Annotated in this window: 14 protein-coding genes; 11 read left to right on the forward strand and 3 right to left on the reverse strand. The window is 66.8% G+C overall.

What is annotated here, in order from left to right; genetic code table 11:
* Positions 1-3: 3 nt before the first annotated feature.
* Both R4823_RS10820 and R4823_RS10825 read right to left on the reverse strand, forming a co-directional pair.
* Positions 4-435 carry an SRPBCC domain-containing protein gene (locus tag R4823_RS10820; RefSeq protein WP_087839405.1) on the reverse strand — a complete coding sequence of 144 codons (432 nt, stop codon included), beginning with the start codon at positions 433-435 and terminating at the stop codon, positions 4-6.
* A complete protein-coding gene (locus R4823_RS10825) occupies positions 432-755 on the reverse strand; it encodes a metalloregulator ArsR/SmtB family transcription factor (protein WP_132979997.1) in 324 nt (107 codons plus the stop codon). The genes R4823_RS10820 and R4823_RS10825 overlap by 4 nt, the downstream gene beginning before the upstream one ends.
* A gap of 128 nt (positions 756-883) precedes the next feature.
* Here R4823_RS10825 and R4823_RS10830 point away from each other — a divergent pair, with 128 nt between their 5' ends.
* Complete coding sequence (locus R4823_RS10830; protein WP_338618610.1) at positions 884-1,516, forward strand: UdgX family uracil-DNA binding protein; 633 nt, start codon at positions 884-886, stop codon at positions 1,514-1,516.
* Between the two features lie 25 nt (positions 1,517-1,541).
* On the opposite strand, the gene R4823_RS10835 is transcribed toward R4823_RS10830, so the two are convergent.
* Complete coding sequence (locus tag R4823_RS10835) at positions 1,542-2,543, reverse strand: SDR family oxidoreductase (protein WP_338618611.1); 1,002 nt, start codon at positions 2,541-2,543, stop codon at positions 1,542-1,544.
* Between the two features lie 115 nt (positions 2,544-2,658).
* Here R4823_RS10835 and R4823_RS10840 point away from each other — a divergent pair, with 115 nt between their 5' ends.
* From R4823_RS10840 to nuoH, 10 genes are all read left to right on the forward strand, one after another.
* Positions 2,659-3,546 (forward strand): NAD(P)-dependent oxidoreductase, encoded by an 888-nt coding sequence (locus R4823_RS10840; RefSeq protein WP_338618612.1) that lies wholly within the window; start codon positions 2,659-2,661, stop codon positions 3,544-3,546.
* Positions 3,547-3,692: 146 nt separating this feature from the next.
* On the forward strand, positions 3,693-5,357 hold the full coding sequence (locus R4823_RS10845) for a methyl-accepting chemotaxis protein (protein ID WP_338618614.1): 1,665 nt from the start codon (positions 3,693-3,695) through the stop codon (positions 5,355-5,357).
* A gap of 377 nt (positions 5,358-5,734) precedes the next feature.
* A complete protein-coding gene (locus R4823_RS10850) occupies positions 5,735-6,094 on the forward strand; it encodes an NADH-quinone oxidoreductase subunit A (RefSeq protein WP_087839409.1) in 360 nt (119 codons plus the stop codon).
* A 38-nt stretch (positions 6,095-6,132) separates the two neighbouring features.
* Positions 6,133-6,609 carry an NADH-quinone oxidoreductase subunit B gene (locus R4823_RS10855; RefSeq protein WP_087779235.1) on the forward strand — a complete coding sequence of 159 codons (477 nt, stop codon included), beginning with the start codon at positions 6,133-6,135 and terminating at the stop codon, positions 6,607-6,609.
* Between the two features lie 90 nt (positions 6,610-6,699).
* Positions 6,700-7,293, forward strand: a complete 594-nt coding sequence (locus R4823_RS10860; RefSeq protein ID WP_132980003.1) for an NADH-quinone oxidoreductase subunit C — start codon at positions 6,700-6,702, stop codon at positions 7,291-7,293.
* Positions 7,294-7,295: 2 nt separating this feature from the next.
* On the forward strand, positions 7,296-8,549 hold the full coding sequence (locus R4823_RS10865; protein WP_132980004.1) for an NADH-quinone oxidoreductase subunit D: 1,254 nt from the start codon (positions 7,296-7,298) through the stop codon (positions 8,547-8,549).
* Positions 8,550-8,580: 31 nt separating this feature from the next.
* Positions 8,581-9,084, forward strand: a complete 504-nt coding sequence (gene nuoE, locus R4823_RS10870) for an NADH-quinone oxidoreductase subunit NuoE (protein ID WP_338618618.1) — start codon at positions 8,581-8,583, stop codon at positions 9,082-9,084.
* The gene (gene nuoF / locus R4823_RS10875; protein WP_132980006.1) at positions 9,081-10,400 is read left to right on the forward strand and encodes an NADH-quinone oxidoreductase subunit NuoF; all 1,320 of its coding nucleotides are present in this window, start codon (positions 9,081-9,083) and stop codon (positions 10,398-10,400) included. The genes nuoE and nuoF overlap by 4 nt, the downstream gene beginning before the upstream one ends.
* A 76-nt stretch (positions 10,401-10,476) precedes the next feature.
* Positions 10,477-12,804 (forward strand): NADH-quinone oxidoreductase subunit NuoG, encoded by a 2,328-nt coding sequence (gene nuoG, locus R4823_RS10880; RefSeq protein WP_338618620.1) that lies wholly within the window; start codon positions 10,477-10,479, stop codon positions 12,802-12,804.
* The gene (nuoH, locus tag R4823_RS10885) at positions 12,804-13,877 is read left to right on the forward strand and encodes an NADH-quinone oxidoreductase subunit NuoH (protein ID WP_132980008.1); all 1,074 of its coding nucleotides are present in this window, start codon (positions 12,804-12,806) and stop codon (positions 13,875-13,877) included. Before nuoG ends, nuoH begins: the two co-directional genes overlap by 1 nt.
* The last annotated feature ends 41 nt before the right edge of the window (positions 13,878-13,918 follow it).

Raw genomic sequence — 13,918 nt, forward strand, 5'->3', positions numbered from 1 at the left:
GCTTCAAGCCGATTTCTCCAATACCTGTTGCAGTTTCTCGAAGAACTGCGGCCATCCGGCCCTGGCGCCGCCGTATGCCTGCTTCTGGTCGGGGCGGAAGCCGGCCTGTTCCATGCGTAGGCGGGTACCCGTGCCGGTGGGCGTGAGCGTGAAGGTAACGACGCTGCGCAAATCGAAGGCTGGATCGGCGTGCGTGAAGTTCCAGGTATAGGACAGCGCCTTGTCCGGCTCGACGACCAGTACCTCGCAATCCAGCGTGCCGCCCCATTCGCCCTGGAGCTTGAAGCGGTGGCCCACGGCGGGGTGGAAGTCATTCTTCATCAGCCATTCCTCGATCAGGTGCGGCTGGGTCAACGCGCGCCAGAGCCGGTCCGGCGGGTGGGGGAATTCGCGCTCGACGACGACGGAGCGGGTTTCGGTCGGAGTATCGCTCATTGGTCCATCCTGTTGAGTAGGTTTTCAAGATCATCGAATCGCTGTTCCCAGAACCCGGCCATCTGGCTGGTCCAGTCGAGCAGCGGAACGAGCGCGCGGCGCCGGGCGCTGTAGTGCGTCTGGCGTCCCTCATGGCGATCGAGTACGAGGCCGGCCTGTTTCAGCAGACGCAGGTGCTTCGATACGGCCGGCTGCGAGACGCCGGCCTGGGCGGTCAGCGCCGCAACGGTCTGTTCGCCGTGGTGGCACAGGTGTTCGAAAAGGGCGCGCCGGGTGGGATCGGCAAGGGTCCTGAAGAGCAGGTCTTGAGAGGTGGTCATGGGTTAATAAATAACCATATGGTTATGAATTAAGAATAACCACTTGGCTATGAATTCGTCAACAACCCATCCTTGCCGTGCTGGGCATGGGACTTGCGCCGGTCGAGCTGACGACCCGGGAGCAGACGATGAGCACGCATGCCGAAGCCGATTTGCCCGAGGTGCTGGTGGTGCCGGACCAGCATCCGGCCACGCTGGAAGCCTGCCGGCGTTGCCGGCTGTGGCACGACGCCACGCAAGGGGTCGGCGGCGAAGGCCCGCGCCATGCGCCCATCATGATGGTGGGCGAGCAGCCGGGCGACAAGGAAGACCTGGCGGGCCGGCCCTTCGTGGGGCCCGCCGGTGCGTTGCTGGATGCGGCCCTGGCCGAGGCGGGGGTGGACCGGGACGAGGTATTCGTGACCAACGCGGTCAAGCATTTCAAGTGGGCGCAGCGCGGCAAGCGGCGCATGCACAAGACCCCTGGACAGCGCGAAATCGAGGCTTGCCGCTATTGGCTGGAGAAGGAGTACGAGGCCGTGGATCCGCGCGTCGTGGTGGCGCTGGGCGCGACGGCGCTCAAGTCGGTGTTGCATGACTATCGCGCGGGCCTGCGCGACAAGCTGGGCGACGTGCTGGAATGGGAAGGGCGGTTGATCGTGCCCACCTACCATCCTTCGTATGCGTTGCGTGCGCCCGATGAGAGCGCTCGCAAGCAGGCCTACGACACCATCGTCTCCGCGCTCAGGCAGGCGGGCCGGCTGGCGCGCGCACGGGCGTAGCCGAAGCCTCCGGCGTAGGCAGGGTTCAGGACCGCCGGGCGTGGGCAACTCCCAGCACGGCACCCACCAGTACCACCGCGCAGGCGGCCAGCATGGGCGCGCGGCCACGGGTCGCCATGTGCGTATAGGCGCTATGGCGCCGCCCGCGTTGGGGATAGGCGGGAGTATCGTCCCGGCCCGGGGATTCCAGCCCATCGTCTCGCGAGCGGGATGGGATGCCGGTGCGCTGGTGCTTGATCAGCCAACTCCCCATGCGGTCGGCCAGGCCGGGCATGCGCTGCCCGAATTGTCCGATCGCCTTGGCGGCGCTGCCTACGTAAAGGTCGCGGCGCGGATGCTCTGCGGCGTACAGGATGGCGCGGGCCGCTACCTCGGGAGCGTAGACCGGGGGCGGCAGGCGCGGTTCGACGTCCATGTAATTGCGGGCATGGGCGGTGAAGCCCGTCGCGATGGATGCCGGCTTGATCAGCGTGACCGAGACGGGCGCGCCTTCGTTTTCCAGCTCCATGCGCAGCGCATCGGTGAAGCCCTTGACCGCGTGCTTGGAGGCGGAATACGCGCCTTGCAGCGGCACGGCGCGGTCCGACACTTCGCTGCCCACGTTGATCAGGGCGCCGCCATGTTCGCGCAGATGTCCCACGGCCACGATGGAGCCGTAGACCACGCCCCAGTAATTCGTGTCGAAGAGTTTGCGCTGGTCTTCGACCGGCACGTCCTCGATCCTGCCGAAGATCGAAACGCCGGCGTTGTTGATCCAGGTATCCACGGTGCCATGGGCTTCCAGCGCCGCCTGCAGCAACCGTTCGTGGTCTTCACGCTTGCCGACGTCCATCTGCACGGCAATGGCCTGGCCGCCGTCAGCACGCAGTTCCTCGACCAGCGTGTCCAGGCGCTCCTGGTCGCGGCAGGCCAGTACCAGGCGGGCGCCGCGCCGCGCGGCCTCGCGGGCCGTGGCCAGGCCGATCCCGCTGCTGGCGCCGGTAATGACGACGACCTGGTCCGACAGTTTTTTCAGGCGATATTTCATGGGGACGCTCCTTGCTTGCTCGTCGCTGTGCTTGCGCAGGAAGCGTGCCCGCCGGCGGACGGCTATCATCCCTCGCATGCGGCGCGGGCCGCCCCTCGGACTGGAGCAGCGTTTCATGAGTACATCCCGTCATTTCGGCTTCCTCGGACTCGGCAACATGGGGCTGCCCATGGCGCGGCGCCTGCTTGCGGCGGGCCATGCGCTCACCGTGTGGAACCGCAATGCCGGCAGGGCGGCCGAGCTGGTCGCGGCCGGCGCGAATCTGGCAGGCACGCCCGCGCAGGTGCTGCAGGCGGCGGACGTGGTGGGGATCTGCGTCAAGGACGGGGCCGCGGTCGAGTCGGTGGCGTTCGGCCCGGATGGCCTGGCCAGTGCCGGCCGGCAGGGCACGGGGAAGGTGGTGATCGATTTCTCGACCATAGAGCCCGGGCAGGCGCGCGATTTCGGCCGCCGCCTGCGCGACCGGACGGGCGCGTCCTGGCTGGATGCGCCCGTGTCGGGCGGCGTGCCGGGCGCCGAGGGCGGCACGCTGATCTGCTTCGTCGGCGGCGAGGCCACGGATCTCGAGAAGGCGGGGCCGTTCCTGGCGCCGCTGACTTCGCGCGTGACCCATATGGGACCGGCCGGTGCGGGCCAGACCACCAAGATATGCAACCAGATGATCGTCGCGGTGAACGTGCTCACGATCGCCGAGACCTACGGCCTCGCGCGGCGCGCCGGCGTGGACGTCGAGCGCCTGGCGCCGGCGCTGGCGGGCGGTTTCGCGGATTCGCAGCCCTTGCAGATCTTCGGGCCGGCGATGGCCGCCGGCCGTTTCCAGCCCACGCGCACGGCGGTCGAGCTGATGGCCAAGGACATCGGTATTTCGCAGCGCATGGCGGCCGAGTTCGATGCGCGGACGCCGGTCTCGGCGTTCTGCTCGGGGCTGTACGAACAGGTTCGGGAGCACGAGCCGGAGGTCTTCATGGGCGATGTGGCGGGGCTGGTGCGGCGCTACGAGTGAAGGCGGCGCTGTCACCGAACCGTCATTGATGTAACGCTGCTAAAGCGCCGTCCGGTCCGGGCCGATAAACGGAATGACGCGCAACGGCGGGGTTCTCCGGAACCCCGCCGTTGCCGTTTGTGGCCTAGGATTTTCATCAGGACGTCATGAAGATACGCAGCAAATTGTTCGCCTTGGGGGCCGCCGGCATCGTGGCGATCGCGGTCGTAGCCGGTTGCTCGGTGGTGGGGCTGTTGCGCCTGAGCGCGGCGGTGGACGACTACGCGCAGCGGCGGGTGCCGGTGCTGGTGGCGCTGGGCGCGCTGAGGGAAGGGCAGGTGCAGATCGCCCGCCACAGCCTGGAGCCGCTGCAGTGGGCAGACGAGTATTCCATCGAGGCGCGCAACGAATGGGAGCGCATGCTGCAGTCGAAGGGCCGCACCTGGGCAGCGATGGAAGCCGCGCGGGCCGCCCTGTCCGAAGCGCCCGCCACCGATGCCGAGGCCGAGTCGCTGCGCACCTTCGATGCGGCGTTCCATGCTTGGGCAGAAAAGGAAAAACCGCTTACCGATCTGCTCAAGCAACTGGTGGAGGTGGACAGCGAGGAGCGACAGCGCTTCCTGCTCCTGAAATACCTGGCCGCCTACTCGGCGCAGGAGTCTTACTACGTGCAGGCGCAGCAGGCCATGCAGGCCCTGGCGGAGGCCGGCGCGCAGGCAGCGGCCGAGAGGGCGGCGCAACTGCGGCAGGCCAGCCGGGGCCTGGCAAGCCTGATCGCAGGCGTGGGACTCGCGGCCATCCTGTTGATGCTGGCCGGCGCCTGGCGCGCGGGGCGCGCCATCGTGGGCGCGATCGACGGCATGCGCGCGCGCCTGGCATCGATCGCTGACGACCTGGATTTCCGCCCCCGCGCGGATGTGCGCGGCAATGACGAGGTGGCGGACATGGCGCGCGCGCTGGACCGGCTGGTGGCGCGCATGCGTACGTCGCTGGCGGCGATGCAGGGTTTGTCGGCCACCATGAACGCGGCCGGGGACGAGGTGTCCGCCGGCGCGGCCGACGTGGCCGCGGGGGCCGCCCGCCAGAACGACGCCGCGGAACGCATGGCCGGATCCATGCAGGCGGTGGCCGCCAGCATGGCGCAAGTCGCGGCGTCGGTCGAGGAGGCGATCGGCCTGTCCCGCGATGCCTGTGGCCTGGCGCAGCGCGGCGGCGAGCTGATCGGGACGGCAGGCGGCCGGATGGACGCGATCGCAGGCCGGATGGCGGCGGCGTCGCGAGCCCTGGATGCGCTGGGCCGTCATGGCGAGTCGATCCGCCACGTGGCTCGCCTGATCTCCGACATCGCGGGGCAGACCAAGCTGCTGTCCCTGAACGCGGCGATCGAGGCGGCGCGGGCGGGCGAGGACGGCCGGGGTTTCGCGGTCGTGGCCGAGCAGGTCAGGACGCTGGCCGAGAAAAGCGCGGCCTCCAGCCTGCAGATCGGCCAGACCGTGGAACGTATCGCCGATGAAACGATGGCTGCCGCCGAGTTGATGCGGGAAGTGGTGGAGGCGGTGGCGGTGGGACAGGCCAGCGCCGAGGAGGCGGGCCGTTTCATGGGCGAACTGCACTCGGGCTCGGAACGGGCGGCACGGGTGGTCGCCGCCATCGGGCAGGCGCTGCGCGAGCAGTCGTCGCTGAATGACGGGGTCGCGAGCCGCGTGGGCGACGTGGCCGGCATGGCTGGCCATTACCGGCAGGCGGCGGGCGCCATGGCGGCACAGGCAGCCAGCCTGCGGGAAACCGTTCGCACGGTCGACGCAACCGTCAATGCGTTCAGGGTGTCGTAAGCCTTGCCGCACGCGGTTTTTCCTGGGGCGCAGGGGTAGGGCGGCGTTTCGGTTGACTCAGGGTTTGCGCTATACTTTCGGTCGGACGAGCGTGGGTATGAAACATGCGTGTCCGACAGTTACCGCAGTAGCCGGTAAGACAGTTTTGGTTTTGCGCCATGCGCGCTGGTTTCACAACGCAGCGGTCCGCGCAAAAACATACATCCTTGCATGTAAGCACACGCAGGTGGTCTAGAATGGCGCCGGCTCCGGACGGGGCGGCAACAGGCGGCATTCGGCATGCCCGCCGCAAGGAAGTCTGGTCCGCATCCTGCCGATTTTGCAAATGACGCCTCGGGCATCCTCAGGCCCGTGGCGTGACTCGAACAGGTTACCTGATGAATATCGAGAGTTACCTTCCTGTCCTGCTGTTCATCATCGTGGGCAGCGTCATCGGTTTCGCGCTGATGTTCCTTGGCTCCGTGATCGGCCCGAACCGGCCGGACAGCGAAAAGCTCTCTCCGTACGAATGCGGCTTCGAGGCCTTCGAGGACGCGCGCATGAAGTTCGACGTGCGCTACTACCTCGTCGCCATCCTGTTCATCCTGTTCGACCTCGAGATCGCGTTTCTGTTTCCGTGGGCCATGGCCAATGAGCAGGTAGGCCTGCTGGGTTTCGGGACCGTGGCGGTATTTCTGGCCGTTCTCGTGATCGGCTTCATCTACGAATGGAAAAAGGGCGCGCTCGACTGGGAGTGATCCCAGCAGCACGCCGAAGGACACACCGGGTTTCATTCATGGCTATCGACGGAATTCTCAACGAAGGCTTCATCACCACGACCGCCGACAAGGTCATCAACTGGGCGAAGACAGGGTCGCTGTGGCCCATGACCTTCGGCCTGGCCTGTTGCGCGGTCGAAATGATGCACGCGGGCGCGGCGCGCTACGACCTCGACCGCTTCGGCATCATCTTCCGGCCCAGCCCGCGCCAGTCGGACCTGATGATCGTGGCCGGCACGCTGTGCAACAAGATGGCGCCGGCCTTGCGCAAGGTCTACGACCAGATGCCCGAGCCGCGCTGGGTGGTCTCCATGGGCTCGTGCGCCAACGGCGGCGGGTACTACCACTATTCCTATTCGGTGGTGCGCGGCTGCGATCGCATCGTGCCGGTCGACGTCTACGTCCCGGGCTGCCCCCCTACCGCCGAAGCGCTGGTGTACGGCTTGCTGCAACTGCAGAACAAGATCCGCCGCACCAATACCATCGCGCGTTGACCTCGATGCCGGTGTGCGCACTCTCCACTTCCATTTTCCCGACCGGACCGGCCCAGGCCCGTCCGGTGCCGTCTTTTGATCCGAGCGCTCATGACCAAGCTTGAAACCCTGCGCCAGAATCTGCTCAGCGCCTTGGGCGAAGATATCCGCCTGACACTCGCCCTGGGCGAGCTGACGCTCGAAGTGCCGGTGGACCGGTACGTGGAAGTGTGCCGGACGCTGCGCGACGATGCCGGGCTGCGCTTCGAGAGCTGCATCGACCTGTGCGGCATGGACTATTCCACCTACGGCAACGAGGTCCGCGAGACCGGACGCTTCGCCGTGGTGCTGCACCTGTTGTCGATCACGCACAACTGGCGCCTGCGCGTGCGCACCTGCGCGGCCGACGACGACATGCCGGTCGTGCCTTCCCTGGTGGACGTCTGGCCCGGCGTCAACTGGTACGAGCGCGAGGCCTTCGATTTCTTCGGCGTGCTGTTCGAGGGGCATCCCGACCTGCGCCGCATCCTGACCGACTACGGCTTCATCGGCCATCCCTTCCGCAAGGACTTCCCGCTGTCGGGCAACGTCGAGATGCGTTTCGACCCCGAGCAGAAACGGGTCATCTACCAGCCCGTCACCATCGAGCCGCGCGAGGTCACGCCTCGGGTCATCCGCGAAGACGGTTACGGAGCAGGGCGCTAATCATGGCAGAGATCAAGAACTACACCCTCAACTTCGGTCCCCAGCACCCGGCCGCGCACGGCGTGCTGCGGCTGGTGCTGGAACTGGACGGCGAAGTCATCCAGCGCGCCGACCCCCATATCGGGCTGCTGCACCGGGCCACGGAAAAGCTGGCCGAGCACAAGACCTTCCTGCAGGCCTTGCCCTACATGGACCGTCTCGACTACGTGTCCATGATGTGCAACGAGCACGCCTACGTCATGGCGATCGAGAAGATGCTGGGCGTGGAAGTGCCGCTGCGGGCGCAATACATCCGGGTGATGTTCGACGAGATCACCCGTATCCTGAATCACCTGATGTCCCTGGGTTCGCACGCCCTGGACGTGGGCGCGATGGCGGTGTTCCTGTACGCCTTCCGCGAGCGCGAGGACCTGATGGACTGCTATGAAGCGGTCTCGGGGGCCCGTATGCACGCGGCCTACTACCGCCCGGGCGGCGTCTATCGCGACCTGCCCGAGCGCATGCCGCAGTACCGCCCCAGCAAGCTGCGCAGCGAAAAGGAAATGAAGGCCCTGAACGAGGACCGTTCGGGTTCGCTGCTCGACTTCATCGAGTCCTTCACCAATCGCTTCCCGGCCTACGTCGACGAATACGAGACCCTGCTGACCGACAACCGGATCTGGAAACAGCGCCTGGTCGACGTCGGCATCGTCAGCCCCGAGCGCGCCAAGGCGCTGGGCTTCACCGGCCCCATGCTGCGCGGCTCGGGCATCGAGTGGGACCTGCGCAAGATGCAGCCCTACGAGGTCTACGACCTGGTCGACTTCGACGTGCCGGTGGGCGTGAACGGCGACTGCTACGACCGCTACCTCGTCCGCATCGAGGAAATGCGCCAGAGCAACCGCATCATCAAGCAGTGCGTGGAATGGCTGCGCAACAATCCCGGCCCGGTCATGACGAGCAACCACAAGGTCGCTCCGCCCAGCCGCGCCGAGATGAAGACCAGCATGGAAGAGCTGATCCACCATTTCAAGCTCTTCACCGAAGGTTTCCACGTGCCCCCGGGCGAGGCCTATGCCGCGGTCGAGCACCCCAAGGGCGAGTTCGGCATCTACCTGGTGTCCGACGGCGCGAACAAGCCGTACCGCCTGAAGATCCGCGCCCCGGGCTTTGCCCACTTGCAATCGCTGGACGAGATGGCGCGCGGCCATATGATCGCCGACGCCGTCACGATTATCGGCACGCAGGACATCGTGTTCGGCGAGATCGACCGCTGAACCCATGACCGCGTCCCAACCGGATACCACCATGCAGCTTTCCGAACAGGCCCTCAAGAAGATCGACCGCGAAGTCTCCAAGTACCCGGCCGAACAGAAACAGTCCGCCGTGATGGCGGCGCTGGCCATCGCGCAGGACGAGAAGGGCTGGCTGTCGCAAGAGGTGATGGAAGAAGTCGCGAACGTCCTGGGCATGCCGCCCATCGCCGTGCAGGAGGTCGCGACCTTCTACAACATGTACAACCTCAAGCCCGTGGGCCGGTACAAGATTTCGGTCTGCACCAACCTGCCCTGTGCCCTGCGCGACGGAGAGAAGGCCGGGCATCACCTGAAGCAGAAGCTGGGTATCGATTATCGGGAAACGACCCCGGACGGCGTGTTCACGCTGATCGAGGGCGAATGCATGGGAGCCTGCGGCGACGCGCCCGTGCTGCTGGTGAACAACAAGCGTATGTGCATTCAGATGTCCGAGGCCAAGCTCGACGCGCTCGTCGATGAGTTGAAGGCCGAGGCGAATGCCGGAGGTGCAAAATGAGCGTGGCCGAACCGGTCATCAGCACGGCGTTCCACAACCGCCACATCGACCCGCAGATCATGGCGGGGCTGGACGGCGGCAACTGGCGCCTGAACGACTACGTCGCGCGCGGCGGCTACGAGGCCCTGCGCAAGATCCTGTCCACCGGCATGACGCCCGAGCAGGTCATCGCCGAGGTCAAGTCCTCGGGACTGCGCGGCCGTGGCGGCGCGGGCTTTCCGACCGGCCTGAAGTGGAGCTTCATGCCGCGCACCTTCCCGGGCCAGAAGTACCTGGTCTGCAATTCCGACGAAGGCGAGCCGGGCACGTTCAAGGATCGCGACATCCTGCGCTACAACCCGCACATCGTGATCGAGGGCATGGCCATCGCCGCCTACGCGATGGGCATCACCGTGGGCTACAACTACATCCACGGCGAGATCTTCGAGGTGTACGAGCGTTTCGAGGAAGCGCTGGAAGAGGCGCGCGCCGCCGGATTCCTGGGCAACAACATCCTCGGCTCGAGCTTCAGCTTCCAGCTGCATGCCCACCACGGCTACGGCGCCTACATCTGCGGCGAGGAAACCGCGCTGCTCGAATCGCTGGAAGGCAAGAAGGGCCAGCCGCGCTTCAAGCCGCCGTTCCCGGCCAGCTTCGGCCTGTATGGCAAGCCGACCACGATCAACAACACCGAGACCTTCGCCGCGGTGCCCTGGATCATCCGCAACGGCGGCGACGCCTACCTGCAGGTGGGCAAGCCCAACAATGGCGGCACCAAGCTGTTCTCGGTCTCGGGCGACGTCGAGTACCCGGGCAACTTCGAGGTGCCGATGGGCACGCCGTTCTCCAAGCTGCTGGAACTGGCCGGCGGCGTGCGGGGGGGCCGCAAGCTCAAGGCGGTGATCCCCGGCGGCTCCAGCGCTCCGGTGGTGCCCGCCGACATCATGATGGACTGCACGATGGACTACGACTCGATCGCCAAGGCCGGGTCGATGCTGGGCTCGGGCGCGGTCATCGTGATGGACGAGACGCGCTGCATGGTGAAGTCGCTGCTGCGCCTGTCGTACTTCTATTTCGAGGAAAGCTGCGGCCAGTGCACGCCGTGCCGCGAAGGCACGGGCTGGCTGTACCGCGTGGTCCATCGCATCGAGAGCGGCAAGGGCCGCCCGGAGGACCTGGACCTGCTCGATTCGGTGGCCGGCAACATCATGGGCCGCACGATCTGCGCGCTGGGCGATGCCGCGGCCATGCCGGTGCGGGGCTTCCTGAAGCACTACCGCGACGAGTTCATGTACCACATCGAGCACAAGCACTGCCTGGTGCCCGAGTACCTGTAGCCGCCGGTCCGCGCGCAAAGCAAGTATTTACCGAAACGCACACGCCCCGCCCGATGACGGGGCAAACGGAAATAAGATGGTTGAAATTACGATCGACGGCAAGACAGTGGAGGTGGCCGAGGGCAGCATGATCATGCATGCCGCCCAGAAGGTCGGCCTTTACGTGCCGCATTTCTGCTATCACAAGAAGCTGTCGATCGCGGCGAACTGCCGCATGTGTCTGGTCGACGTCGAGAAGGCTCCCAAGCCGCTGCCCGCCTGTGCCACGCCGGTCAGCAACGGCATGGTGGTCCATACCGCTTCCGAGAAGGCCGTCAACGCCCAGAAGGGCGTGATGGAGTTCCTGCTGATCAACCACCCGCTGGATTGCCCGATCTGCGACCAGGGCGGCGAGTGCCAGCTGCAGGACCTGGCCGTGGGCTACGGCGGCTCTTCCTCGCGCTACAGCGAGGAAAAGCGCGTCGTGTTCCACAAGAACCTGGGCCCGCTGGTGTCGGCCGAGGAAATGGCCCGCTGCATCCAGTGCACCCGCTGCGTGCGCTTCGGCCAGGAGATCGCCGGCGTCATGGAGCTCGGCATGATCAACCGTGGCGAGCATTCCGAGATCACCACCTTCGTGGGCCGCGCGGTCGAGTCCGAACTGTCGGGCAACATGATCGACATCTGCCCGGTCGGCGCGCTTACGTCCAAGCCGTTCCGCTACAGCGCCCGGACCTGGGAGCTGGCCCGCCGCAAGTCGGTCAGCCCGCATGACAGCATCGGCGCCAACCTGATCGTCCAGGTCAAGAACGACCGCGTCATGCGCGTGGTGCCGTTCGAGAACGAAGCCGTCAACGAGTGCTGGATCAGCGACCGCGACCGCTTCTCGTACGAAGGCCTGAACAGCGAGGACCGCCTGTCCGTCCCGATGGTGCGCGGCACCGACGGACTGTGGAAGGAGGTCGAGTGGGCCGAGGCGCTGGACGCCGTGGCGGCCGGGTTGCAATCGGTCAAGAACAGCTACGGCGCCGGCCAGATCGGCGCGCTGGCGGCGCAATACGCCACGACCGAGGAATTCGCCCTGCTGGCGCGCCTGGTGCGTGCCCTGGGTTCCGACAACATCGATTTCCGCCTGCGCCAGACCGACGCGGGTTTCGACGCCGCGCGCAGCGGCGCCCCGTGGCTGGGCATGGCCCTGGCCGACATCGCCACGCTGGACCGCGTGCTGGTGGTCGGCTCGTTCCTGCGCAAGGACCACCCGCTGCTGGCCCAGCGCCTGCGCCAGGCCGCCAAGGCCGGCACGCAGGTCATCCTGGTCGACGTGGCGGCCGACGATCCGCTGATGCCCGTGGCCGGGCGCGTCACGGTCGCGCCGGCGGCGCTGCCGTCGGTGCTGGCGGAGATCGCCGTGGCGCTGGCCCAGGCCAAGGAAGCGGCCGTCGCGCCCGAACTGGCCGGCGTGCAGCCGGGCGAAGCGGCTCGCCGCATCGCCGAGCTGCTGGCTTCCGGCGAAAACACCGCCGTGCTGCTGGGCAACCTGGCGGTACAGCATCCGCAGGCCTCGACGCTGGCGGCCAACGCGCAACTGATCGCGCAGGCCACCGGCGCCCGCCTGGGCTTCACCACCGAGGGCGGCAACACGGTGGGCGGCTACCTGGCCGAAGCCGTGCCGGTGCGCGGCGGCAAGACCGCGGCGCAGATGTTCGCCGAGCCGCTCAAGGCCCATATCGTCGTGCATGCCGAGCCGGCGCTGGACGCGGCCGACGGCGTGGCCGCGCTGCGTGCGCTGCGCGCCGCGCAATTCAACGTCGCGCTGACCTCGTTCCGTTCCGCGGCTGAGGACTGGGCCCATGTGATGCTGCCCATCGCGCCGTTCACCGAAACCTCGGGCACCTTCGTCAATGCCGAGGGCAGGGCGCAGAGCTTCAAGGGCACGGTCCGCCCGCTGGGCCAGACGCGCCCGGGCTGGAAGGTGCTGCGCGTGCTGGGCAATGCGCTGGAACTGCCGGGCTTCGACGACGAGACTTCCGAATCCGTGCGCGACACGGTGCTGGCCGGCGAGATCGCGCCGCGCCTGTCGAACGCCATCGGCGCCAAGCCTGGCGTGGGCGAGTCGGTCCAGGGCCTGCAGCGCGTGGCCGACGTGCCGGTGTTCTTCAGCGACGCCATCGTGCGCCGCGCCGGAGCGCTTCAGGCCACCCCGGCCGCCGACGTGCCCGAAGCCCGCGCTAACGCGGCCACCGTGGCCGGCCTGGGCCTGGCCGACGGCGACCGCGTGCGCGTGAAGTCGGCGACCGGCTCGGTCGAACTCTTTCTTTCCGTGGATGACGCAGTGCCCGCCGGCGCCGTGCGCATCGCCGCCGCCCATGCCTCGACCTTCGCGCTCGGCGGCGCATTCGAACAACTCAGCGTGGAGCGTGCCTGATGCAGTGGATCGACGTCATTCAGGCTCATGGAACGGAGCTGATCGGCCCGGCAGCCTGGTCGGTGGTGTGGAACATCGTCAAGATCGTCTGCATCGCGGTGCCCATCATCCTGTGCGTGGCCTATCTCACGTACTGGGAACGCAAGATGATCGGCTGGATGCACATCCGCCTCGGCCCCAACCGCGTGGGCCCGAAGGGGCTGCTGCAGCCGTTCGCCGACGTGCTGAAGCTGCTGACCAAGGAAGTGATCGTTCCCAGCAACGCCAACAAGGTGCTCTACATCGTGGCGCCCGCGGTGGTGCTGATGCCGGCGCTGGCCGCCTGGGCGGTGGTGCCGTTCGGTCCCGAGGTCGTGCTGGCCAACGTCAATGCCGGCCTGCTCTACATCATGGCGATCACCTCGCTGGGGGTCTACGGCGTGATCATCGCCGGCTGGGCCTCGAACTCGAAGTACGCCTTCCTGGGCGCGCTGCGCGCCTCGGCGCAGATGGTGTCCTATGAGCTGGCCATCGGTTTCGTGCTGGTGACGGTGCTGCTGGTGTCCGGCAGCCTGAACATGAGCGAGATCGTGCTCAAGCAGGCCGACGGACGCTTCGCCGGCATGGGGCTGACCTTCCTGTCGTGGAACTGGCTGCCGCTGCTGCCGCTGTTCGTGATCTACGTCATTTCCGCCGTGGCGGAAACCAACCGCCACCCGTTCGACGTGGTCGAGGGCGAGTCGGAAATCGTCGCCGGCCACATGGTGGAATATTCGGGCATGACCTTCGCCCTGTTCTTCCTGGGCGAATACGCCAACATGATCCTGTTGTCCGCGCTGGCCTCGATCATGTTCCTGGGCGGCTGGCTGCCTCCGGTCGACGTGGCGCCGCTGACCTGGGTGCCGGGCTGGATCTGGCTGGCGGTCAAGACGTTCTTCGTGGTCTCGTTGTTCATCTGGTTCCGTGCGTCTTTCCCGCGCTACCGCTACGACCAGATCATGCGCCTGGGCTGGAAGGTCTTCATCCCGCTGACGCTGGTCTGGCTGCTCGTGGTGGCGGTCTGGATGCAGACGCCCTGGAACATCTGGAAGTAATGCCCGCCCTGTGCGAGCCCAAGAATAGGCAGGACTGAATC

Source organism: Pigmentiphaga sp. CHJ604 (assembly GCF_036972535.1).
Lineage (GTDB): Bacteria > Pseudomonadota > Gammaproteobacteria > Burkholderiales > Burkholderiaceae_B > Pigmentiphaga > Pigmentiphaga daeguensis.

Coding starts and splice junctions, on each gene's coding strand:
- R4823_RS10860 (WP_132980003.1), top strand. CDS start 6,700: ATGACCAAGCTTGAAACCCTGCGCCAGAATCTGCTCAGCGCCTTGGGC.
- R4823_RS10820 (WP_087839405.1), bottom strand. CDS start 435: ATGAGCGATACTCCGACCGAAACCCGCTCCGTCGTCGTCGAGCGCGAA.
- R4823_RS10845 (WP_338618614.1), top strand. CDS start 3,693: ATGAAGATACGCAGCAAATTGTTCGCCTTGGGGGCCGCCGGCATCGTG.
- R4823_RS10840 (WP_338618612.1), top strand. CDS start 2,659: ATGAGTACATCCCGTCATTTCGGCTTCCTCGGACTCGGCAACATGGGG.
- R4823_RS10850 (WP_087839409.1), top strand. CDS start 5,735: ATGAATATCGAGAGTTACCTTCCTGTCCTGCTGTTCATCATCGTGGGC.
- nuoE (WP_338618618.1), top strand. CDS start 8,581: ATGCAGCTTTCCGAACAGGCCCTCAAGAAGATCGACCGCGAAGTCTCC.
- R4823_RS10835 (WP_338618611.1), bottom strand. CDS start 2,543: ATGAAATATCGCCTGAAAAAACTGTCGGACCAGGTCGTCGTCATTACC.
- nuoH (WP_132980008.1), top strand. CDS start 12,804: ATGCAGTGGATCGACGTCATTCAGGCTCATGGAACGGAGCTGATCGGC.
- nuoG (WP_338618620.1), top strand. CDS start 10,477: ATGGTTGAAATTACGATCGACGGCAAGACAGTGGAGGTGGCCGAGGGC.
- nuoF (WP_132980006.1), top strand. CDS start 9,081: ATGAGCGTGGCCGAACCGGTCATCAGCACGGCGTTCCACAACCGCCAC.
- R4823_RS10830 (WP_338618610.1), top strand. CDS start 884: ATGAGCACGCATGCCGAAGCCGATTTGCCCGAGGTGCTGGTGGTGCCG.
- R4823_RS10855 (WP_087779235.1), top strand. CDS start 6,133: ATGGCTATCGACGGAATTCTCAACGAAGGCTTCATCACCACGACCGCC.
- R4823_RS10865 (WP_132980004.1), top strand. CDS start 7,296: ATGGCAGAGATCAAGAACTACACCCTCAACTTCGGTCCCCAGCACCCG.
- R4823_RS10825 (WP_132979997.1), bottom strand. CDS start 755: ATGACCACCTCTCAAGACCTGCTCTTCAGGACCCTTGCCGATCCCACC.